At 66.1% G+C, this 22,360-nt stretch carries 22 protein-coding genes; 12 read left to right on the top strand and 10 right to left on the bottom strand.

Going from position 1 to position 22,360, the window contains the following annotated elements; translation table 11 throughout:
* From pcaD to AB0L58_RS27430, 3 genes are all read left to right on the top strand, one after another.
* Positions 1-772 (top strand): 3-oxoadipate enol-lactonase (pcaD, locus tag AB0L58_RS27440; RefSeq protein ID WP_364390701.1); only part of this gene is annotated, 772 nt, incomplete at its 5' end.
* Positions 769-1,179, top strand: a complete 411-nt coding sequence (gene pcaC, locus AB0L58_RS27435; protein ID WP_364390699.1) for a 4-carboxymuconolactone decarboxylase — start codon at positions 769-771, stop codon at positions 1,177-1,179. The genes pcaD and pcaC, both read left to right, overlap by 4 nt.
* Before the next feature lie 22 nt (positions 1,180-1,201).
* Complete coding sequence (locus AB0L58_RS27430) at positions 1,202-2,008, top strand: IclR family transcriptional regulator C-terminal domain-containing protein (RefSeq protein ID WP_364390697.1); 807 nt, start codon at positions 1,202-1,204, stop codon at positions 2,006-2,008.
* On the opposite strand, the gene AB0L58_RS27425 is transcribed toward AB0L58_RS27430, so the two are convergent.
* A complete protein-coding gene (locus AB0L58_RS27425; RefSeq protein ID WP_364390696.1) occupies positions 1,992-2,912 on the bottom strand; it encodes a LysR family transcriptional regulator in 921 nt (306 codons plus the stop codon). The two genes, AB0L58_RS27430 and AB0L58_RS27425, sit on opposite strands and share 17 nt — an antisense overlap.
* A gap of 91 nt (positions 2,913-3,003) precedes the next feature.
* On the opposite strand from AB0L58_RS27425, the gene AB0L58_RS27420 reads away from it, so the two are divergent.
* The 3 genes from AB0L58_RS27420 to xylA are packed head-to-tail and all read left to right on the top strand — an operon-like array spanning position 3,004 to position 6,631.
* Positions 3,004-4,263 (top strand): aromatic acid/H+ symport family MFS transporter, encoded by a 1,260-nt coding sequence (locus tag AB0L58_RS27420; RefSeq protein ID WP_364390694.1) that lies wholly within the window; start codon positions 3,004-3,006, stop codon positions 4,261-4,263.
* Complete coding sequence (locus tag AB0L58_RS27415) at positions 4,260-5,435, top strand: 4-hydroxybenzoate 3-monooxygenase (protein WP_364390693.1); 1,176 nt, start codon at positions 4,260-4,262, stop codon at positions 5,433-5,435. The genes AB0L58_RS27420 and AB0L58_RS27415 overlap by 4 nt, the downstream gene beginning before the upstream one ends.
* Before the next feature lie 17 nt (positions 5,436-5,452).
* Positions 5,453-6,631 carry a xylose isomerase gene (gene xylA / locus AB0L58_RS27410; RefSeq protein WP_364390692.1) on the top strand — a complete coding sequence of 393 codons (1,179 nt, stop codon included), beginning with the start codon at positions 5,453-5,455 and terminating at the stop codon, positions 6,629-6,631.
* Positions 6,632-6,722: 91 nt separating this feature from the next.
* Here xylA and AB0L58_RS27405 read toward each other — a convergent pair whose 3' ends face one another.
* Positions 6,723-7,256, bottom strand: a complete 534-nt coding sequence (locus AB0L58_RS27405; protein WP_364390691.1) for a DUF3145 domain-containing protein — start codon at positions 7,254-7,256, stop codon at positions 6,723-6,725.
* Between the two features lie 120 nt (positions 7,257-7,376).
* On the bottom strand, positions 7,377-8,207 hold the full coding sequence (locus tag AB0L58_RS27400) for a serine hydrolase domain-containing protein (protein WP_364390690.1): 831 nt from the start codon (positions 8,205-8,207) through the stop codon (positions 7,377-7,379).
* Positions 8,208-8,292: 85 nt separating this feature from the next.
* Between AB0L58_RS27400 and AB0L58_RS27395 the strand changes: the two genes are divergently transcribed.
* Complete coding sequence (locus AB0L58_RS27395; protein ID WP_364390688.1) at positions 8,293-9,480, top strand: serine hydrolase domain-containing protein; 1,188 nt, start codon at positions 8,293-8,295, stop codon at positions 9,478-9,480.
* A gap of 162 nt (positions 9,481-9,642) precedes the next feature.
* Positions 9,643-9,987 carry a DUF1801 domain-containing protein gene (locus tag AB0L58_RS27390; protein ID WP_364390687.1) on the top strand — a complete coding sequence of 115 codons (345 nt, stop codon included), beginning with the start codon at positions 9,643-9,645 and terminating at the stop codon, positions 9,985-9,987.
* 9 nt (positions 9,988-9,996) lie between these two features.
* Here the strand turns inward: AB0L58_RS27390 and AB0L58_RS27385 are convergent, their stop codons facing one another.
* The 3 genes from AB0L58_RS27385 to AB0L58_RS27375 form a co-directional block, all read right to left on the bottom strand.
* The gene (locus AB0L58_RS27385; RefSeq protein WP_364390686.1) at positions 9,997-11,127 is read right to left on the bottom strand and encodes an NDMA-dependent alcohol dehydrogenase; all 1,131 of its coding nucleotides are present in this window, start codon (positions 11,125-11,127) and stop codon (positions 9,997-9,999) included.
* 174 nt (positions 11,128-11,301) lie between these two features.
* Positions 11,302-11,877, bottom strand: coding sequence for a DinB family protein (locus AB0L58_RS27380; RefSeq protein ID WP_364390685.1), 576 nt, complete (start codon positions 11,875-11,877; stop codon positions 11,302-11,304).
* Between the two features lie 78 nt (positions 11,878-11,955).
* Positions 11,956-12,945, bottom strand: coding sequence for a phosphotransferase family protein (locus AB0L58_RS27375; RefSeq protein ID WP_364390683.1), 990 nt, complete (start codon positions 12,943-12,945; stop codon positions 11,956-11,958).
* A gap of 309 nt (positions 12,946-13,254) precedes the next feature.
* On the opposite strand from AB0L58_RS27375, the gene pabB reads away from it, so the two are divergent.
* On the top strand, positions 13,255-15,339 hold the full coding sequence (gene pabB, locus AB0L58_RS27370; RefSeq protein WP_364390682.1) for an aminodeoxychorismate synthase component I: 2,085 nt from the start codon (positions 13,255-13,257) through the stop codon (positions 15,337-15,339).
* A gap of 6 nt (positions 15,340-15,345) precedes the next feature.
* Here pabB and AB0L58_RS27365 read toward each other — a convergent pair whose 3' ends face one another.
* The gene (locus AB0L58_RS27365; RefSeq protein WP_364390681.1) at positions 15,346-15,834 is read right to left on the bottom strand and encodes a hypothetical protein; all 489 of its coding nucleotides are present in this window, start codon (positions 15,832-15,834) and stop codon (positions 15,346-15,348) included.
* A 263-nt stretch (positions 15,835-16,097) separates the two neighbouring features.
* On the opposite strand from AB0L58_RS27365, the gene AB0L58_RS27360 reads away from it, so the two are divergent.
* Positions 16,098-18,026, top strand: coding sequence for a TerD family protein (locus tag AB0L58_RS27360; RefSeq protein ID WP_364390680.1), 1,929 nt, complete (start codon positions 16,098-16,100; stop codon positions 18,024-18,026).
* A gap of 137 nt (positions 18,027-18,163) precedes the next feature.
* Positions 18,164-18,928: an NAD(P)H-binding protein gene (locus tag AB0L58_RS27355; RefSeq protein ID WP_364390679.1), complete on the top strand. Its 765-nt coding sequence runs from the start codon at positions 18,164-18,166 to the stop codon at positions 18,926-18,928.
* Here the strand turns inward: AB0L58_RS27355 and AB0L58_RS27350 are convergent.
* On the bottom strand, positions 18,918-19,643 hold the full coding sequence (locus AB0L58_RS27350) for a TetR/AcrR family transcriptional regulator (RefSeq protein ID WP_364390678.1): 726 nt from the start codon (positions 19,641-19,643) through the stop codon (positions 18,918-18,920). The genes AB0L58_RS27355 and AB0L58_RS27350 overlap by 11 nt on opposite strands.
* A gap of 8 nt (positions 19,644-19,651) precedes the next feature.
* A complete protein-coding gene (locus tag AB0L58_RS27345; protein ID WP_364390733.1) occupies positions 19,652-20,881 on the bottom strand; it encodes a cytochrome P450 in 1,230 nt (409 codons plus the stop codon).
* Between the two features lie 305 nt (positions 20,882-21,186).
* On the opposite strand from AB0L58_RS27345, the gene AB0L58_RS27340 reads away from it, so the two are divergent.
* The gene (locus AB0L58_RS27340; RefSeq protein ID WP_364390677.1) at positions 21,187-21,630 is read left to right on the top strand and encodes a group II truncated hemoglobin; all 444 of its coding nucleotides are present in this window, start codon (positions 21,187-21,189) and stop codon (positions 21,628-21,630) included.
* Positions 21,631-21,637: 7 nt separating this feature from the next.
* Here the strand turns inward: AB0L58_RS27340 and AB0L58_RS27335 are convergent, their stop codons facing one another.
* On the bottom strand, positions 21,638-22,357 hold the full coding sequence (locus AB0L58_RS27335; protein ID WP_364390676.1) for a hypothetical protein: 720 nt from the start codon (positions 22,355-22,357) through the stop codon (positions 21,638-21,640).
* Between the last annotated feature and the right edge of the window lie 3 nt (positions 22,358-22,360).

Genomic DNA, 22,360 nt, shown 5'->3' with positions numbered 1-22,360 from the left:
CGCCATCGACGTGAACTGCCTCGTGACCGGTCCGGACGACGGCGAACCTGTCGTGCTGAGCGGATCACTGGGCAGTGACGTGCGGATGTGGGATCCGCAGGTCACCGCTTTGACCGCCGCCGGGTACCGAGTGCTGCGGTATGACCACCGTGGTCACGGCACATCCCCGGTTCCCCCTGGCCCTTACACACTGACGGACCTCGGCTCCGATGTGATCGCGCTGCTCGACCGATTCGGCATCGGGCGCGCCCATTTCGTCGGGCTGTCGCTCGGCGGCATGGTCGGCATGTGGCTCGGTGCGCACGCACCGGACCGGCTGCGCACACTCACGCTGTGCTGCACCTCCGCCGAACTCGGCCCGCCCAGCGGCTGGGCCGAGCGGGCCGCGCTGGTCAGAGCCGAAGGGACACAGGCGGTTTCCCATGCCGTCGTACAGCGCTGGTTCACCCCGCAGTGGCGCGCGGACCATCCCGACCGCATCCGCTACTACGAGGACATGGTCGCGGCCACCGCCCCCGATGGCTACGCATCCTGTTGCGCGGCAATCGAAACGATGAATATCGCCGACCGGCTGTCATCGATCACCGCAAGCACACTCGTGATCGCCGGTGCCCAGGATCCGGCCACCCCACCCGAGCACGGACAGCGCATTGCGCGCACGGTCCCGCACGCCCGCCTCGAAGTCGTCGGCCCCGGCGCCCATCTGGCCAGCGCCGAAGCACCGGAGGCGGTCAACGATCTGATTCTCGCGCACTTGAAGGAGAACTCATGAACGAGCGTAGCGAGCGAACAACAGCCGAACGAGCGGAGCGCGGCATGGCCGTCCGGCGCGAAGTGCTGGGCGACGATCACGTCGATCGCGCCGTCGCCAGGACCACCGAGTTCACCAGGCCGTTCCAGGAATACATCACCGAGTCGGTGTGGGGCTCGATCTGGACCCGCGAGGGCCTGGACCGGCGCACCCGCAGCTGCGTTACCCTTGCGGTGCTCACCGCCCTCGGGCGGCACGAGGAGATTGCGATGCATGTGCGCGCCGCGATCACCAACGGTCTCACCGCCGCCGAGATCGCCGAAGTCCTGCTGCACACTGGTGCCTATGCGGGCGTTCCGGCGGCCAATGCGGCCTTCGCGATCGGGCAGCAGGTACTGGCCGAACTCGGGGACGACACCGCCCTGTAGCACCCTGTCGAGGAGGACGACGATGACGACCGGCGGTACCGACGACGACCAGCGCGGCACCCATTACGTGCAGTCGCTCGAACGCGGCCTCGCGGTCATCAAGGCATTCGACGCCGAGAACCAGCAGCTGACGCTCTCCGATGTCGCGCGCCTGACCGGACTCACCCGCGCCGCGGCGCGCCGGTTTCTGTTGACCCTCGCCGATCTCGGCTATGTCCGCACCGACGGCAAACGCTTCTCGCTCACCGCCAAGGTGCTCGAACTGGGCTATTCGTATCTGTCCAGCATGAGCCTGTCCGAGGTGGCGCAGCCGCACCTCGAACAGCTCTGCGCCGATGTGCGCGAATCCAGTTCGGTATCGGTGCTCGACGGTCCGGATGTCGTCTACGTCGCCCGGGTGGCCGCATCCCGGATCATGACCGTCAGCATCAATATCGGCACCCGTTTTCCGGCCTACGCCACCTCCATGGGCCATGTCCTGTTGGCCGGACTCTCGGCGACCGAACTCGACGCCTATCTGACACGCACGCCACTGGCCCGGCTGACCGGCAACACCATCACCGATCGGGACGCCTTGCGCGCCGCCCTGGAAAAGGTTCGCGCACAGGGCTATTCCATCGTCGACCAGGAATTGGAGGAAGGTCTGCGGTCGGTCGCGGCGCCCATCCGCGATCGGTCGGGTGTGATCGCCGCGATCAACATCTCGACCCATGCCTCCCGCCGCAGCATCGAATCCATTCGGGCCGAACTGATTCCGCGCCTGCAAACCGCCGCCCACCGGATCGAAGCGGATCTCACCGCCGCCAAGCCGATCACCCGACTGGGCTGACCGTCGGCAGCTTCTCCAGCGCCGCCCGAAGCACGTCCAGAAACCACCGCTGAGCCGCCGCCCGACCGGGTGCGCGCCGGGTATACGCCGCAACCTCCACCGGCTCGATCGACCACGGCAGGGTGAATACGCGCACCGGATGGGTACGCGCCAATGCGTGCGCCACCCGTTCGGGCACGATGGCGACCAGCTCACTGTCCTGCACCACATAGGGCAGGGTGGCGAAGCGGGTGACGCGCACGGCAACCCGCTCCTCGAGCTGGTGTGCGCGCAGCGCCTTGCGTGGCCCGGGGTGGCCCGTCACCCCCTCGACGACGATATGCCGCTCACCGTCCAGTTCGGCGTGGGTGGGCGCGGCACCGCGGAGCCGGGGGTGCCGCGCCGCGACCAGCCCCGCATAGCCCTCGGTGAACAGTGGCGTCCGCGTCAGCCGGGGTGAGTCGAGGACCGGACTGGCCACGATCGCGTCGACCTCGCCGCGGGCCAGTCGATCGGTCGCGGTATCGACATCGAAGGCCTCGACCTGCAGGGTTACCTGCGGTGCCCGGACGGCCAGTTCCGCGAGCACCAGCGGCAGCACCGTAACCTCGCCGAGATCGGAGAGTCCGAGTGCGAAGCGGGCCGGTCGGCTCGGGTCGAATTCGGTTGTGGCGCCGAGTGTCTCCTCGACACCGGCGATGGCCGCACGCAGCGGTGGATACAGCCGCTCGGCCTCCGCACTCGGCACCAGACCACCCGGGCCGCGCACGAAAAGTTCATCGCGCAGCCGCCGCCGCAACTTGCCGAGCCCGTAGCTGACCGTCGGCTGGGTTACCCCGAGCAGATCGGCGGCGGCGGTGACACTCCTGGTCTCGTACAGCAGCACGAATGTGCGCACCAGGTTCAGATCGAACTCGGCGGCCATAGATCTCCCCTATGTGGATCGAGAAAAATATCAATTGGATTTCTGATTACCGGTCATCCTAGCGTGAGAGCCATCACAATCAGGGCCCGCTATGACCGGCCCGAATCTGCAGAAACGAATCATCATGAACAAGCTGTCGTCGTGGTCGGCCGTACTGTGCTGGCTCATCGTCCTGCTCGAGGGCTACGACCTGGTCGTGCTCGGTGCCGTCATTCCCACCCTCATCGAGCACCACCACATCGGATTCACCGCCGCCGGTGCGACTTTCGCCGCGACGATCTCGCTGGTCGGTGTCGCCATCGGCGCGGCGGGTGCGCCGCTGGCCGACCGCTACGGACGTCGCAAAGTGCTGCTCGTCTCGATTGCCTTGTTCTCGGCGTTCACCGCGGCCGTCCCGGCGGCCGGATCCGTCACCGTTTTCGGCGTATTCCGCCTGTTGGCCGGGATCGGGCTCGGTGCGTGTCTGCCGACGGCGCTGACCTTCATGGCCGAACAGGTACCAGCCACCCGCCGGGCCTTCGCCAGCACCATCACCATGACCGGCTATCACACCGGCGCGGTGATCAGCTCGCTCCTCGCGCTGCAGCTCGTGCCGCACTGGCAGCCGCTGTTCTACCTCGGCGGCATCGGCGGATTCCTGCTGCTGCCGCTGATCTGGGCCAAACTGCCCGAATCGCAGGCGTATCTGGCCGCCCAGGCCACGCCCGAACGGAACCGGCCTACCGTGGTCCTCGCACCGCGCTATCTGCGCACGACGCTCGGGGTGTGGGTCGGCTCTTTCATGGGTCTGCTGCTGGTCTACGGACTCAACACCTGGTTGCCGAAGCTGATGCGCGACGCCGGCTACAACATGTCGACCTCGTTGACATTGCTGCTGGTACTGAATGTCGGGGCGGTCATCGGGCTGCTCATCGCCGGGACCCTCGCGGACCGCCGCGGCACCAAGCCGACTGCCCTCGTATGGTTCGCGGCCGCCGCCGTACTGCTGGCCCTCCTGAGCATCAAGGTGTCGAGCACCCTGCTGCTCGATGCGCTGGTACTGGTCACCGGCATCTTCGTGTTCTCGGCCCAGGTACTCATCTATGCCTATGTCACGCAGGCATATCCGGCCGAGGTGCGGGCCACCGCGCTCGGCCTGACCGCGGGTGTAGGGCGGCTGGGCGCGATCTTCGGTCCGACCATCACCGGCTGGCTCGTGGTCGCCGGATCCGCGTATCCGTGGGGCTTCTACTTCTTCGCCGCGGTGGCGGGGATCGGCATGCTCGCGATGGCGACGGTGTCCCGGCTGAACACGCGGTCGGTGGAACCGGCCGTCGCCGATCTAGGCGATTCGAAGGGTTTGGCACTATGACGACCACCCGCACACAGGTCGCCATTGTCGGAGCCGGGCCGGCGGGTCTGCTGCTGTCGCATCTGTTGCACCGCCGCGGAATCGAATCGGTCGTCATCGATATCCGCACCTATGAGCAGATCGCGACCACCATTCGCGCGGGCATCCTCGAGGCGGGTTCGGTGCGCATGCTGGTGGATTCCGGCGTCTCCGATCGCGTGCTCACCGAAGGCGACCGACACGACGGTGTGGTGCTGCGCTTCGACGGTGACAACCATCGGATCGATTTCCGGGAACTGGTCGGCGAATCGGTGTGGCTGTATCCGCAGACCGAGGTGTTCATCGACCTCGCCGACCGCCGCAGGACCGATGGCGGCGATATTCGCTATGGCGTCCGGGATACTACGGTCTGCACCGATCCTCCGGTGGTCACGTTCACCGACGCGGACGGCCGCCCGGCCCGGCTGGAGGCCGATCTCATCGTCGGGGCGGACGGTTCCCGTTCGATCTGCCGCCACGCCTTTCCGGATGGCCTGCGCACCGAATGGTTTCGCGAATACCCCTTTGCCTGGTTCGGCTTCCTCACCGAGGCGCCGCAGTCGCATCCGGAGCTGATCTACGCGCACTCCGAACACGGCTTCGCCCTGGTCAGCCAGCGCACGTCGACGATGCAGCGCATGTATTTCCAATGCGCGCCCACCGAGCGCCCCGCAGACTGGGACGACGAGCGGATCTGGGCCGAAATGCGAAAACGCGTCAACGGCAACGGTTTCGAGCTGCAAGAGGGGCCGATCAGCGGGAAGACGGTACTGCCGTTCCGCTCGTTCGTCACCGCGCCGATGCGCCACGGCAGACTCCTGCTGGCCGGCGATGCCGCCCACACCGTTCCGCCGACCGGTGCGAAGGGGCTGAATCTCGCGCTCGCGGATGTGCGGGTACTGCACGAGGTCATCGACGAATACTTCGCCAGGGGCTCGGAAGAATCGTTGCGGCGCTATACCGACCGCGCACTCGATCGAGTGTGGCAGGCACAGCATTTCTCCTACTGGGCGACGACCCTGCTGCACTCGATCGACGGTGCGTCCCCCTTCGATCTCGAACGGCAACGGGGCGAACTGGCGATGCTCACCCGATCCCGGCGTGGCGCGGCGTACTTTGCCGAGGGGTACACCGGAAGTCGAGGTCCGTCGTAGACACATTTGGAGGCAATGTGACCCGCGAACCCACCACCGACGACAAGTTCTCCTTCGGCCTGTGGACGGTCGGTTGGACGGGTACCGACCCGTTCGGCCTGCCGACCCGACCGACACTGGCACCGTGGGAGTACGCCGAACGCCTGGCCGAACTCGGCGTCTGGGGTATCACCTGCCACGACAACGATATATTCCCCTTCGATGCCGATGAGGCGACCAAGAAGCGCAACCTCGCACGCCTACGGGAAACGACCGATCGCTGTGGTCTGACCATCGAGATGGTCACGACCAATACATTCACCCACCCGGTCTTCAAGGACGGCGGACTGACCGCCAACGACCGCTCGATCCGCCGCTTCGGCCTGCGCAAAATCCTGCGCGCGGTGGATCTGGCCGCACAGCTCGGCGCCACCACCTTCGTGATGTGGGGCGGCCGCGAGGGCAGTGAGTACGACGGATCCAAGGACATCTTCGCCGCGTTCGAACGCTACAAGGAGGGCCTGGATACGGTCGCGGGCTACATCAAGTCACAGGGATACGACCTGCGAATCGCCTTGGAGCCCAAGCCCAATGAGCCGCGCGGCGATATCTTCCTGCCCACCGTCGGGCATGCGCTCGCCCTCATCGCCGAATTGGAGCACGGCGATATCGTAGGACTCAATCCGGAAACCGGCCACGAACAGATGGCCAACCTCAACTACACCCATGCCCTCGCCCAGGCCTTGTGGAGCGGCAAGCTGTTCCATATCGACCTCAATGGCCAGCGTGGTCTCAAATACGACCAGGATCTGGTCTTCGGACACGGCGATCTGGTCTCCGCATTCTTCACCGTCGACCTGCTCGAAAACGGTTTCCCGGGCGATCCGGACGGCCCGCGCTACACCGGACCACGGCATTTCGACTACAAGCCCTCGCGCACCGAACACCTCACCGGCGTATGGGAATCGGCCAAGGCTTGTATGGCGACCTATCTGATGCTCGCCGACAAGGCCCGTGCCTACCGCGCCGATTCCCGAGTGCAGGAGGCGATGGCCTACTCCGGCGTCCTCGACCTGGCGCGCCCCACCCTCGACGACGGGGAATCGATCGAGGCGTTCCTGCGTGCCGACGACGGTTTCGCCCCGGATAAGGCCGCCGAACGGGACTACGGTTTCGTCCGACTGCAGCAACTCGCGCTCGAGCACCTGATCGGCTGAGGCACGCAGCGCTATCGCGTCGGCCGCGGCGCGCACTTCGCCGCGGCTTTCGCCCGACCGACTGCGGAGCAAGCCCCGACGACCACCGCGATCAGCCGACGTCGCGGCGCAGCCAGGTCACCTCGGCGCCGGATTCGGTGCCATAGCGGTAGATCTCGAGATCCTCGTCCCAGGCGGTACCCAGGACGCGGTCGAGTTCGGTAGCCAGGTCATAGCCGGTGTAGTTGCCGAGTTCCCGGTTGGTCTGCAGCATGGCGCGCAGCCGCATCTCGCCGATGGTGACATCGCCGTTGGCGGAGGTGGAGCCGTGCCAGAGGCCGAGGGTCGGCACGAAGCTGTAGCGTTCGCCGTCGACGCCGTCGCTGGGGTCCTCGGTGACCTCGAAGCGCAGCACGGGCCACGACCGCAAGGATTGGGCAATTCGCGATGCGGTGCCGACCGGACCGATCCAGTCGGTGGTCGCACGCAGCTGACCGTCGACGGGTTGTGCGGTCCAGCGCAATTTCGCGGGCGAGCCGAGTGCCGAGGTCAGTGCCCATTCGATATGCGGGCACAGCGCAGCCGGCGATGAGTGGATATAGACCACACCCGCCGTCGCGTCCGCGAACTGACTCGATGCGCGCACCACTGACACCTCCAGCTTCGACGAGAAACGTCTTCCCCAACGATCCGTCGTGCTGGCGTTGCCCGAGTTTACTGGAGTGCCCCGAGTTACACATGTTACTTCGGAGGCGTGTCCGACCTGTTACTTCGGAACCGAGTTCCGAGCGAGGATCACCTCGGCGATCACCGTGTCGGAAAAGACGGGCCATGCCTCCCGTGCCCAGTCGCCGAAATTCTCGTCGCTCAAAGCGATACTCGCCACCCCTAATTCGGGATCGATCCACAAAAATGTGCCGGACTGCCCGAAATGGCCATAGGTACCTGCGGAATTCGATCCGCCGGTCCAGTGCGGCGATTTCGCGTCGCGAATCTCGAATCCGAGTCCCCAGTCGTTGGGACGCTGCGATCCGTAACCCGGCAGCACACCGTTGAGTCCGGGGAACGCGACGGTGGTCGCCTCGGCGTGCGTCTGCGCCGAAATCAGCTGGGGATCCAGCAGTTCCGCACCGAAGCGCACCAGATCCGCTGCGGTGGAGCGGGCCGCATGTCCGGCCGGACCGGCCAGCACCGAGGCCGTCATGCCGAGTGGCTCGAATACGGCCTCGCGCAAGTACTCCGGGAACGCGATGCCGGTCTGCTCCGCGACGAAGGCCGCGAGGATTTCGAATCCGGCGCTGGAATAAACGCGTCGCGTACCGGGCGCGGCGATCACCTCGGTGGTATCGAAGGCGATGCCGGAAGTGTGCGCGAGCAGATGCCGAACGGTAGCCCCCGGCGGACCGGCGGGCTGATCGAGTTCGATCGCGCCCTCCTCCACCGCGACGAGCACCGCATAGGCGACCAGCGGCTTGGTCACCGAGGCAAGCGGGAATACCCGCTCGGTAGCACCCGCCGTCCGCACCCCGTCCCGGGTGACGACACCCACCGCCGCATGCCGAACCGGCCAGTCCTTGATCTGCTCGAATGCACGCACGAAATGAGCGTACGAGACGGCTGTTCCCGGCCCGCCCGCACCGTCCGCACATTTAATTCGGTACCGCCGGTACCATCAACCGACCATGAGCACACAGCCCGCCATCCACGGCGATGTAGCGGCCGGATTCGGCCCCGTCGCCGACGCCTTCCGCCGCAACTTCGCCCAGCACGGCGAAATCGGCGCCGCCGTGGCCGTTTACGCGGGCGATCGCCCGGTGGTGGATCTGTGGGCGGGCCATCGTGACCGCCACCGGACGCTGCCGTGGGAACGCGACACCATCGTCCCGGTCTTCTCCTCGACCAAGGGCATGGCCGCGTTCGTGGTCGCCACCATGGTGTCGAGGGGACTGCTCGACTACGAAGCGCCGGTGGCGAAGTTCTGGCCGGAGTTCGCCGCGCAGGGCAAGGACGCGGTCACGGTGCGTCAGCTGATCGATCATCAGGCCGGACTGTCCGGACTGGATACCGTGGTGCGCCTGCCGCAGATCGCCGATCTCGACGGTCTCGCAACGATTCTCGCGGCGCAGCGGCCCGCGTGGCGGCCGGGCACCCGACACGGTTATCACGCCATCACTCTCGGCCTGTACCAGGGCGAGCTCGTGCGCCGCGTGGATACCGAACACCGCACGCTCGGCCGGATCTTCGCCGAGGACATCGCGAAGCCGCTCGACCTGGACTTCTTCATCGGTCTGCCCGCCGAGCAGAGCATGGACCGCATCGCCACCCCGGCCGCCACCGAGGGTACCGACATCCTGCGCTACGAGCGCGATATCCCGGTGCGCATCGGCGCGGAGATCTTCGCCAAACGCGGACTTTCCCATGCGGCACTGACCAATCCGCGCATCGGCGCGCCGGCGCGGGCGAGCCGGCGCGAACTACTGGAGTTGGAGATGCCGGGTTCCAATGGTGTCGGCAACGCCAGGTCACTGGCCAGGGCCTACGGCGCTGCGGCTGGTCGCACCGGTGCGCTGCCGATCGACGATGCGGTGCTCGATCGGCTCGCCGCCACCGCCGCCGACGATGTGCCCGCCGACGATCTGGTGCTGCATACCAAGTCCCGCTACCACCTGGGCTTCCGCAAATCCCGCGGCTCGTTCCGCTTCGGCTCCGACACCCACGCGTACGGCACCACCGGCCTGGGCGGCTCCTTCGGATTCGCCGACCCCACAACCGGCCTCGGCTTCGGCTACGCCATGAACCGCCTAGGCCTAGCCGTCCTCGACGACGCCCGCACCCGCAACCTCCGCGACGCCCTCCTCCGCTGCACCTGACACCGCGCACAAATTCGCGCGCCGCGCCCCGATTTGCCCGCCATTCGTGCGCGTTGCGCGAATTCGTGCGCGGCATCGAAGAGCCGGAGTGCGGGAGTAGGCTCCGGATTGCCTGGTGTTTCTTCGGACGGTGCGGACGCACCTGAAATCGAGGGGTGACAGATGGCAGATAGGGCGGCATCGGTCGACGCGTATATCGCCGGATTTCCCGAGGACGTGCGCGATGTACTGCAAGAGATTCGCCATACGGTGCACCGCGCGTTACCCGAGGCGACCGAGGCGATTGCCTACGACATTCCGACCTTCCGGCTCAACGGCCGCAATATCGTGCATTTCGCTGGGTGGAAACAGCACGTCAGCGTCTACCCGATCCCGGACGGCGATGCCGCATTCGAGCGAGCCGTCGAGCCGTACCGGGCGGGCCGGGGGACGCTGAAATTTCCGCTCGGCAAGCCGGTTCCGTACGAGCTGATCACGCAGGTCGCGACCAGGCTCGCCGAGCGGTGATCCGACGGATTACCAGTCGGCTTCGGTGTACTTGATGATGCCGCGAATGTTCTTGCCGTCCAGCATGTCCTGATAGCCCTCGTTGATCTGCTCCAGGGTGTACTGACGGGTCACCATATCGTCCAGGTTCAGCTGGCCCGACTTGTACAGCGAAAGCAGATGCGGGGCATCCTGGCGGGCGTTGCCACCGCCGAAGATGCAGCCCTTGACGGTCTTCTGCAGCATGGACAGCAGGAAGCTGTTCAGCTTGACATCGCTCTCGTCCATGCGGCCCATGGAGGTGACGACCAGGGTGCCCGCCTTGGCGGTGAGGATCAGGCCCTCTTCGATGTATTCGCCGTGCATCTCACCCATGGTCAGGATGACCTTCTGCGCCATCCGGCCCTCGGTGGCCTCCAGCAGCGGCATGATGGCGGCGGCCATGCTCTCGTAGGTGTGCGTCGCGCCGAACTTCTCCGCCTGCTCGCGCTTCCACGGGTTCGGGTCGATGGCAACGACTTTGGACGCGCCGGAGAGCACCGCACCCTGCAGCGCGCTCATGCCGACACCGCCGATGCCCGCGATCACCACGGTCTCACCGGGCGCGACCTTGGCGACGTGGGTGGAGGATCCGAAGCCGGTGGGGACGCCGCAGCCGACCAGGCAGGCGACCTCGAACGGAATGCTCGGGTCGATCTTGACCACCGAGGTGTGGTGCACCGTCATATACGGCGCGAAGGTGCCGAGCAGGCACATCGGGATGACATTCTCACCGCGGGCCTGGATGCGGTAGGTGCCGTCGCTGATGGCCTGCCCCATCAGCAGGCCGGCGCCCAGATCGCACAGTGCCATATTGCCGCTCACACACGCCGGACAGCGACCGCAGGCCGGGATGAACGACAGGATCACATGGTCGCCGACCTGCAGGTCGGCGGGGCAGTTCGGTCCGAGCTTGGTGATCACGCCCGCGCCCTCGTGGCCGCCCATGACCGGGAAGGCCGGCATCGGTGTCGCACCGGTCACGATGTGGTGGTCCGAGTGGCACATACCGGCGGTTTCCATCCGGATCTGGACCTCACCGGATACCGGATCGCCGACCTCGATCTCCTCGACCGACCACGGCTGGTCGATCCCCCACAGGATCGCGCCTTTCGTCTTCATTCCTGTCGACCTCTCGCAAGCACGGGCTTCTATGTGACTGCACCCACAGTACGAGAAAACTGTAACGCGTTCTAGTACTCGATTGAAAATTCGTCGACAAGGATTGACAGAGCACCCGAACGAGTTCCAGTTCTGCCCGGCCGCGAACCCGCCACGGTCCGATATTGCCCGACTTCAGCCGCGTACGTCATGCACATGGTGGATTAGGTCGTGCAGGAAGTAGGCGGCCAGGGATTCCACCGTGAAGACCGAGCCGTCACTGCGCCGCGCCCGATTGCCGAGCGCGGCTTCCGGAATCGATGCGAAGGCGCGCGCGACGGCCTCGGCCGCGTCGGTCAACTCCCCGGCGACCGTGCGCGGATCCTGCTTCTCGTATCGATCGACGGTGGCGGTGACATCCTGATCCCAGTTCGAGAACACCGGAACACCGTCGGCGGACTCGGAGCCTTTCGCGTCGAACCCGGGAACCTTCGGATCGACCGCCTCGGTGCGGGCCGCGATCGCCGCGCGATAGGTGAAGATTCGGCAGACATCGCGCACATGGGCGGCATATTCGAGCACCGACCAGGTGGAGTCGTCCGGGCGGGCGGTGGCGTCGGGACGGCCGAGCGTCGCCGACAAACGGCCCGCGTATTCGCGAGCCAGCGCGGGTACCGCCGCGTAGACGATCGACTCCGGGTCGAATCCGCATTCGGGACAGGAGCGTTCGAGGACCCAGGTCCAGTTCTTGACGTCGGGAACGATTGACATGCGGATACCCTAGATTGGCCGAATATCTTCAGCGATACACATTCAGCCAGCTATCGGCAAGATCCCGACAGACACCGTTCAATCCATCAGGCGATGCGCCCGCTCGAAGAGTTCGAGTGTGATGGCATGCAGGAAGTCACCGACCTGCTTGGGCGCCTTCCCCGCGAATGCGCGAGCATGCGTGCCCTCCAGCACAATTCCCAGCTTGAAGCAGGCGAGCACGGTGTACCAGGTGACATTGCTCAGGTCGCGATCGGAGAACTTGCCGTAGTGCTCGATCATCTCCCCCGGCGTCGGCAGACCGCCGGCGCCACCGAGCTTGCCGATCAGCGCCGCGCCCGTGGTACCGGGCTCCGGACGGGTCGCGATCTGCCAGCCGAGGTCGAGCAGCGGGTCGCCGATGGTCGACATCTCCCAGTCGACCATCGCGGCCACCTCCGGGCCGTCGTAGGAGAACATCATGTTGGCCAGGTGGCAGTCGCCGTGCAGGATTCCGGGTGTCCACTGCGCGGGCCGATTCCGATCCAGCCACGCTCCGACCTGCCGCACACCGGGAATCTCCGGACCCGGATAACCCGCATTGGCCGAATAGGACTCGAGTTCGCCGAGCCAGCGCGGCACCTGACGTTCCAGGAACCCGTCCGGTTTGCCGTAGTCCTGCAGGCCGAGCGCCTGATAGTCGAGCGAACCGAGGCGGGCGATGGCCTCCACCGCGGACAGGCCCATCTGCCGTCGGATCTCCGGATCACCCGCGTGCAGCTCCGGCAGTTCGTTCTGCGGGTTGAATCCGGTGATGGGCTCCATCAGGTAGAACACCGCGCCGAGGACGGATTCGTCCGGGCAGGCGGCGATCACCTTCGGCGCACGCACGCCGGTTCCGTCGAGCGCGCCGAGCAGCCGGGCCTCGCGACGGATGACGTCGTTGCTCTTGGCGCGCAGATGTTTCGGGCCGCGGCGCAGCACATAGTCCTGACCGCCGCGCGTGAAGCGCAGCATGATGTTCTGCGTGCCACCGCCGAGCGCGGCCACCGCCTCGAACTCACCGACCGGCAGCCCCTGCTCATCCATCCATTTGCCGACGACAGCAAAGTCGACAGCTCCCCCGCCTCCCCGAACCTCTGGCCGATCGGGAAGCGCCCCACCAGTCGCATCGCGGGCCGGCGGTTCAGCGGGTGGCTGGGTGCTGGGCGTACCCGATGAGTTACCCATGTTCTCTCCAAATCAGTTATCGCCTGAGAGCATGAAGACCTACAGCTTTCACAATCTCACTTCGGCGCTCTACTCCGGCCATACTAGGGCGGAACCACGCGCCGAATCTAACTGAAGGCGCATGACAACAGTTGGTGCCGACCGGCGCGGCGTAGGGTTCGGGGCACGATGCGCACGCTCCTGATCGACAATTACGACTCGTTCACCTACAACCTGTATCAGCTGATCAGCGAGGTGAACGGGGAAGAACCCACGGTCGTGCGCAATGACGAGGTCGACGATATCGCGCGCCTGCGGCTGGAGCGCTTCGACAATGTCGTCATCTCCCCCGGGCCCGGCCGCCCGGACGTCGGCCGGGATATCGGCATCTCGGCCGCGGTGATCCGCGAGACGGAACTGCCGCTGCTCGGTGTCTGTCTCGGACATCAGGCCATCGTCGTCGCGGCGGGCGGCATCGTGACCACCGCGCCCGCCGCGCGGCACGGCTATCTCGATCACATCGAACACGACGGCGACGAGCTGTTCGCCGGGCTGCCCGAGGGTTTCACCGCGGTGCGATACCACTCGCTCTGCGCCCAGCGGCCATTGCCGGACAGCCTCGAGATCACCGCCGTCGCGGCCGACGGGGTGATCATGGGTGTGCGGCATCGGAGCAGACCGCAGTGGGGGGTGCAATTCCATCCCGAATCGATTGCCAGCGAGTACGGTGCGGCATTGCTCGGCAATTTCGCGAAACTCACTGCGGGCCAGCGGATTCGGTCGAGCATTAGCGCGCCGTTCGAAGATGCCGAGCCGCTGACGGGTAGACACGAGTTCCGCGAATCCCGGCGCTACTGGCAGCTGCGGCATTCGGTGATCGAGCGGCCGATCGATACCGAGGCCGCGTTCCTGCGGCTATACGGCAACTCCTCCACCGCATTCTGGCTCGACAGCGAACATATCGAACCGGGACTGGATCGGTTCTCCTTCCTCGGCGATGCGAGCGGGCCACTGGCCGAGGTGATCCGGTACCGGGTCGGGGAGAACAAGGTGACGGTGGAATCCTCGGACGGAAATCGGCGCACCGTAACCGGCGGAATTCTCGACTACCTCGCCGGGCAGCTGCACCTGAGACATACCGAACTACCTGATCTGCCTTTCGATTTCGCCTGTGGGTACGTCGGATACCTGGGCTATGAGGTGAAGGCCGATTGCGGTGCGAATGCCGCGCATCGCGCCGCCACACCGGACGCGCAGTGGATCTTCGCCGATCGGATCGTGGTCGTGGACCACGTCGGTGGGCGCACCCATCTGCTCGCACTCACCGACCCCGCGCCGGAAGCCCTTCGGGCGGGTGCGGATTGGTTGCGCGATACCCGCGAGATCCTGGAATCCCTACCTACGTGGGCGAATCCGCCGACGCTCGAGGTGCGCTCCGATACCGCCGCCGTCGCGCCGCTGTTCACCCGCGGGCGGGCACGGTATCTCGCCGATATCGTCGTCTGTCAGGAGCGGCTGCATGCGGGCGAGTCCTACGAGATCTGCCTGACCGATTCCGCGTCCATGGCGGCCGCCGAATCGGACGGGCTCGATTTCTATCGCACGCTGCGCCGCTGCAATCCCGCGCCGTATGCGGCATATCTGCGCTTCGACGATCTCGAAATCGCCTGCTCGTCACCGGAACGCTTCCTCAAGGTGGACCGCGCGCGCATGGTCGAGAGCAAGCCGATCAAGGGCACCGCGCCGCGCGGGACCACGGCCGCCGAGGACGAACGGCTACGGCGCGAACTGGCCGACAGTCCGAAGACCAGGGCCGAGAACCTGATGATCGTCGATCTGTTGCGCAACGACCTGGGTCGGGTCTGTCAGATCGGCAGCGTGCACGTGCCGAAATTGATGGCCACCGAGACGTATACGACCATGCACCAATTGGTTTCCACCGTGCGCGGCACGCTGCGGCCCAATGTCGATGTGATCGATTGTCTGCGTGCGTGTTTCCCGGGCGGCTCGATGACCGGGGCGCCCAAGTTGCGGACCATGGAGATCATCGACGAACTGGAAACCGAAGCGCGCGGCATCTATTCGGGCACCATCGGCTTCCTCGGCTTGGCGGGCACCGCCGATCTCAATATCGTCATTCGCACCGCGGTCCGCCACGACGGCCACTGGCGCATCGGCGCGGGCGGCGCCATCGTCCTCGACTCGGACCCCGAGGACGAATACCACGAAACCCTCCTCAAGGCCGCCGCCACCCACCGCGCCGCACCCCACTGAGCCCGGCTATTTGCGCCTGCCGCGTTTCGGGGGTTCGGGGGGCGCGGGAGGTTCGGCGGGTTTGCCGGTGATGCGGCCGAGCAGGGAGACGCCCGGGAGTTTGGCGAGGGCGCTGAAGAGGTCTTCGCCGAGCCCGATCATTGCCTCGAGGCGGGGCAGTAGTCGGTCGTAGGCGGCGAAGGCCGGATCCGCCAACGCCAACGTGCGGTCCAGCCGATCGATGGTGGAGTTGAGCCGGTCGATGGCGATCGAGAGGCTCTCGATCAGATCCGGGAGTTGCGCCGCCAGCTGCGCCGAGGCCGGTGGCAGGCGCACCGCCGCATCGAAGGCCTGACCAGCGGTAAGTTGTGCGGCCTCCAATGCCTGACTCGCCGCCGACTGTGCCGCGTCGACCGCCGATTGCGCGGCCGCCAGAATATCGCCGGGACTCGGCATCCGCCCACCCGGCACCTTCGGAGTCGAGGCCTTCCGGCCCGCTCCCTTCGGGGTAGTCATCCCTTCACTCTGCCGCACCCATACGCCTTCCGAACGGATATCCCGAACCGACCGGTTTGTGTCGCCACCGACCGAGGCGACACATGCCGCACGATGCGGCACGCACAGTGGGCTTGTGCATTCGTCAGCAGGTGACCCGACTCCTCCTTGTGGCTGGGCGACCGCGGGAGGTGAGACCGGCCCCGGGGTTCCTCGCTCGCATCGCCGAAGATATGGACCGCCGGAGTCGGCGTGTCGGTGGTTCGTGGCATAGTTCGAGCACGATGAAACTCAGTAAAGGGGCCAATGCGGCGGTGCCGACTTCCCTTCTTGCCGTGGTTGTTTCATGGCGGTCGGGGCATGCGGTGGATGCGCATGCACTGTTGCTGGCGGCGGCGGGGACGGTGCGCACCGATCGCGATCTGGTGTTCTTCAATGCGCCCCGACATATGTCGCAGGCGGTGACGCTCGATCAGGAGCCCGCGCCGGGAACCGCGCGACTGAGTGTGTCGCTGCCGCGCACCGAATCGGATGTGGCGCGGATCGTGGTCGCGGGCTCGGTCGACGACGGTACCTTCGGCGATATCACGGGCCTGACCCTCACTATCGAGGCCGCACACGGGCCGATCGCCCAGTACGAGATCACCGATCCCGACGCGGTGTCGGCAATGATGTTCGGCGAGTTCTACCGCCGCGAGGGCCAGTGGCGCTTTCGTGCGATCGGCCAGGGTTGGGCCAGTGGGCTCCCCGGCCTGGTCACCGAATTCGGTGTCACCATCGACGACAACCCGCGCGAACCGGCACCGATACCGACTTCCACAGTGCGACAACGTATCTCGGCAAACTCGACCGGCACAGCACTGACCGGACCACCGCAGCTCGCCCCCGCCCCCTGGAACCAGGCCGACACACGACCCACCCCCGCCGACCGAAACGAGCGGCAGTATCACCCCGCCGCGGCAGCTGCCGGACCGACGGCACTCGAGGCAACCCGCGGGGATCAGGCTGAGCAGCACACCGCCGGGCGCACAGACCCATCGGCGCGACGCACCGATTCGGCCGGCGAAACCCCCGTCCGGCCGCGACCAGGCAGGCCGATCGACCTGCACCGCCAGCGGCACGAGGCCGGACCGCCGATACCAGCACCGCCGAATCCCGTACGCGCGGACTGGCATTCGGACCCCGAGGACCCATCGCGGATGCGTTGGTGGGATGGGGCCGAATGGACCGGTGCCACATACGATCGGCGGCCGCCTGGCCCGCGCAGCTGTGCGCGATGCGGAAATCCCCGGCGCCGCAAGCTGTTCGGTGGACTGGCGCCGTGTCAGAGCTGCGAGCATCAGATCGAGGAATTCCTCACGCACTGGCATACCCAGGCCTGGCGAGCGCTGACCGCGGCCGGTCCGCGCGGTCCGGAGTGGGATGCGCTGTGGGCATCGTTGCGGTATCAGCGAATCGACGAGGGTCTGGGCCGGGCGGCACTGCGAGAGGTGGCGCTCACCTACGTCGAGCGCCTGGTCGCCTTCGCATTCGCGGATGGCGAGATCGAGCAGACCGAGTTCGAGGCGTTCGAGTACGCGATCGAGGAGTTGGCGCTCAGCGGACCGCTGGTCGAGGATCTGCGCAGGCGGATGTATCGCGGCCGCACCCTGTCGCGGCTGCGCGGCGGGGATCTGCCGCTGGTGCGGACGCCCGGTCTGCACCTGGATCCGGAGGAGAAGGTGCATGTCGATCTGCCCGCCGTGCACGTCCGCCAGCTCGCCAGGGGGCCGAAACTCACCGACGGCAGGCTGATCGCCAGCAATAAGAAGCTGCGGTTCGTCGGTACCGATACCGGCACCGAATTGCCGTGGAACCGAGTGGTTTCGGTGCATGTCGAGCAACGTTCGGTGGTCGTCGCCGCGACCTCGGCCCGGGGCGGCGCCACCTTCGATGTGGACGATCCGGATTACGTCGCGGCCGCGCTGGAAGGTGCGCTGCGGGTCGCCAAACGCTTGGTCCTCACGCCCGGCCAGCGCGATACCCGCAGCATTCCGCAGGAGGTCAAGGCCGAGGTGTGGCAACGCGATGGCGGGAAATGCGTCGAATGCGGTGACGGCCACTACCTCGAATTCGACCACATCATCCCGCTGAGCCGCGGTGGCGCGACGAGTGCGACCAATCTGCAGATCCTCTGCCGCGCCTGCAACCGCGCCAAGGGGGCCCGGATCTGATCCGACTCGCCGATACCGCACGTGCCTGCGCACCGAAATACCGATGTGGCGAAGAATGCATATGCGAAGAAGCACGTTGAGCGGCCTGATGTGGCGCCGTAGCGTGCGATACCGAACAGCGTCGTTTGGGAGGATCAATGCACGTAGCGGTGATCGGCGGAACCGGGGTGCTGGGGGCCGCGGTGGTACGAGAGCTGAGCGCACGCGGACATCAGGTCCGCGTAGTGAGCCGAACCGCCCCTGCGGATCGAACACAGGAGCACCGGTCCGCCGATCTCGCCACCGGCTCCGGTCTGGAATCCGCACTCGACGGCTGCGACACCGTCGTCGACGCGGTGAGCGCCCGCAGCCGGACCCGATCGGTCATGGTGGACGGCGTGCGCCGACTACTGGCGGCCGAGAAGCAGGCGGGCATCGGCCACCATGTCGAAATCTCCATCGTCGGTTGCGATCTCGTGCCCTTCGCCTACTACCGCGCGAAGGCGGACCAGGAACAGGTGGTCACCACCGGCGAAGTTCCCTGGACGCTGTTGCGCGCCAGCCAATTCCACGAACTCGTGACCGAAATCCTCACCGCGGCGGCGCGCTGGCGGCTCGCACCGCGCTCGACGGCGAAGGTGCAGCCGATCGACGTCGACGCGGTCGCGACCAGACTCGCCGACGCGGTGGACAACGGCCCGTCCGGGCGCATCCCCGATATCGCCGGACCAACGGTCCACAGCCTTACCGAACTGGTCGATATCTACCGCGAACACACCGGCCGCAAGCTGATTCCGCTCCCGGTGCCCCTTCTGGGCCGCACCGGACGTGCCCTGCGGTCCGGTGCCCTCTGCCTGGACGGAAGCGGCGAAGCCATCGGCATCGGCTACGCCGAATGGCTGTCGCGCCGATTCACTCGCTGATCAACCCGGCCGTGCGCCCCAGATCGGCGAGCATCGCATCGAACAGGATCTCCGGATTCGACAGCGGGATCGGGTAGTTCCCGAACACCTCGAGTGTGACGTGGCCGTAGAGCCGGGCCCAGATCTGGATCATCAGATAGGTCACGCCGAGATCGAGTTTTTCGGCCGGAAACTTCTGCCCGGACTCCGAAAGCGCGGCCAGCAGCTCGGTTTGGAACAGCACCAGGTCATCGCGCAGCTCCGCCGGAATCACATCGGTCGGCGGCGCCACGACATCGTAGGTGGCCAGCAGCCGACCGGCGGCGGCCAGGAAGATCCGCCCGAACGGTTCATCGAACCGGCGCAGCATGCGCGCACGGCCCGCGCCCGGCGAGGCGAACACCAGGGTGAATTCCCTCGTGTGCGCCAGCGCCCAGCGTCGGAATCCCTGACAGATGGCGAAGAACTGCACCGCGCCGTCATCGGGCAGCGTGGCGATCTGCGCCGACAACTCGGCGGCGAGGTCCTCGCAGAATTCCAGGCGCAGACTCTCCAACAGGTCCTCGCGCGAGTTGTAATACCGATACAGCGCTGGCGCGGTAATGCCGAGTTCGCGCGCGATGGCCCGCAGGGTGACCGCGTCCGGACCGTGCTCGACCAGCAGTGCGCGGGCCACCCGGCGGATATCCGCATCCGAAACCACCGGTGCCCGCCCCCGCGGCTTGGCGCTGTTCATGAGGGAATTCAAGCGTATTCGACCTCCCAGCGCTTGATTCCGTTCAACCAACCCGAGCGCAGCCGCACCGGATCGGAGACCTGACGCAGATTCGGCATCACATCAGCGATGGCGTTGAACATCAGATCGATCTGCAGCCGGGCCAGATTGGCGCCGACGCAGTAGTGCGTTCCGGTGCCGCCGAAGCCGACGTGCGGGTTGGGGTTGCGCAGCACATCGAAGGTGAACGGATCCGCGAATCCGTCCTCGTCGAAATTGGCCGAGCTGTAGAACAGCCCGAGGCGCTGCCCCTTCTTGATCTCCTGGCCGCCGACCTCGGTGTCCTGGGTGGCGGTGCGCTGGAAGGCGGTCACCGGGGTGGCCCAGCGCACGATCTCGTCGGGCGCGGTGCGCGGGCGCTGCTGCTTGTAGAGCTCCCATTGGTCCGGATTGTCGACAAAGGCCTTCATACCGTGGGTGATCGAATTGCGGGTGGTCTCATTGCCCGCGACCGACAGCAGGATCACGAAGAACGCGAACTCGTCCGAGCCCAGGTTCTCACCGTTGATATCGGCATTGATCAGCTGGGTGACGATGTCATCGGCTGGACATTTGCGCCGCTCCTCGGCCATATTCCAGGCGTAGCCCATGACCTCGGCGGTGGCGGCGTGGTGATTGCCGTCGAACTCCGGATCGTCATAGGAGATCATCTGGTTGGTCCAGTCGAACAGTTTCTTGCGGTCGTGCTGCGGCACCCCGAGCAGTTCGGCGATGGCCTGCAGCGGCAATTCGCAGGCGACCTGTTCGACGAAGTCGCCGCGGCCGGTCTGCTTGGCCTCGTGCACGATTCGGGCCGCACGCTCGGTGAGCGCCGCGCGCAGGCTCTCCACCGCGCGCGGGGTGAAGCCCTTGGAGATGATGCGGCGGGTCTTGGTGTGCTGCGGCGGATCCTGGTTCAGCATCAGCATATTGCCGAGCATGTCGATCTGCTCGCGCGTGGTTTCCGCATTGAACCGGATGATCGCGGTGTTCTCGTGTGAGGAGAACACCTCCGGATTCTTCGAGATCTCCTTGATGTGGTCGAGCTTGGAGATGACCCAGTAGCCACCGTCATCGAAGCCGCTGGCCCGCCCGGACTGGGCGCACCACCAGACCGGGGCGGTGCGGCGCAGCTCGGCGAATTCCTGGATGGGCAGCCGGGTGGACAGCAGATCTGGGTCGGTGAAGTCGAATCCCACGGGAATCGATGGCGTGGTCACGGTCACGGCTATCTCCTACCGGTCTGACTTGGGCCGCAGACCTCACAACGCTCGGGGATGGCAGCCGGCGGGGTGGGTAAACACTGCGGGGACACGTTCTGATGTCGATAGAACCACACAACCTCCGTTTTGTGAATAGTGTTTAGTAAACCCCGTTAACTGAAGTTTCGGGAGCGGCGAATTCGCCAATTCAAAATAGCTGTCTGCTATCAATTGCTTCTTGATCGCTTATCGCGAAACAGTGGACGCGGGCGAGCGGACAAGTCTGTAATGGGACACAACAGGTCACTGTTCGGAGGTCTCCCATGCCCAGCCTGTACGAGCACGCCGGTGGCGACGAGCCATTGCATCGCGTCGAAGCAGCCTTCTACGACAAGGTACTCGCCGATCCGGTACTGAAAACCCAGTTCACCGAACGCCGCCCGACGCACGTCGACCATCTCACCTGGTTCACCGCCGAATCATTCGGCGGCCCCGACCGTTTCACCCGCAACCTCGGCTTCGACTACATCATCGCCGTGCACCGCGGCCTCGAAATCACCGACGAACAGCGCGAGCGCTTCGCCCAGCTGTATCTGCAAGCGTTCGAGGAGGCGGGACTATTCGACGATCCCGCCTTCCGCACCGCGGTGCGTGCGCATGCCGAATTCGGCGCCCAAGTGGCACAACAGAATTCGCATGCCAAGACCGACGACGAACTGCATCCGATCCGCGCCGTGCCGCGCTGGAGCTGGGACGGCGACGACTGAAGCGCACCTACCCCAGCACGCGCGCGACCAGCGCCAGCACCAGATACGGCAAGGTGGCGGTGACATCGGCCGTCTGCTCCTCGGGTGTGCCGTGGGTATGCGCCGCGACCGCGAAATTCGCACCGAACGATGCCGAGGCCACATCCATCGGTCCGCTGTCGGACCAGCCCCATTTGGTGCCCTCGACGCCGGGCAGCCGCGCGGTCCCCCAATTCTGTGAGGTGCCGTCGGCCGCCCGCTCACTCGCCTCGGCCATCCACCGGAAGATCGGCGAACCGGGGTCGGTGCGCTTCTTGGTCGCCAGGAAGGTGGCCACATCCGCGGTGCTGGTGTACGACATACCCCACGCCGGACCCGATCTGGTGCTGGTCAGGCGGAACTCCGCGGCGATGGCGTCGATCGCCTGCGGATACTTCGCGCCGAGCGCGTCGGCCGCGGAGTCGTCGGAATCGCGAATCATTCGCTCCGCCAATGCCAGATCCGTCGCCGACCCGTCGCCACGCCGCAGCGCGTAGTCGACCATATAGAGCTTGACCAGCGACAATCCGGTGCGCATCTCGTATTCGTTGCTGGTGCCCCACTGGACGCCGGGCACCACCGACCGAAACGAGAACGCGGTCCGCGATGGCACACCATCCTCATCGATCGTGTCCGCGGCGGCAACGGGCGCAGCGAACATCAGCATCGCCGCCGCAGCGACCGAGATCGGAAAACTCAAGCGGCCCATGGC

It is taken from the genome of Nocardia sp. NPDC052112, from assembly GCF_040680135.1.
Taxonomy (GTDB): Bacteria; Actinomycetota; Actinomycetes; order Mycobacteriales; family Mycobacteriaceae; genus Nocardia.
This window is presented reverse-complemented; position numbering and strand designations above follow the sequence as displayed.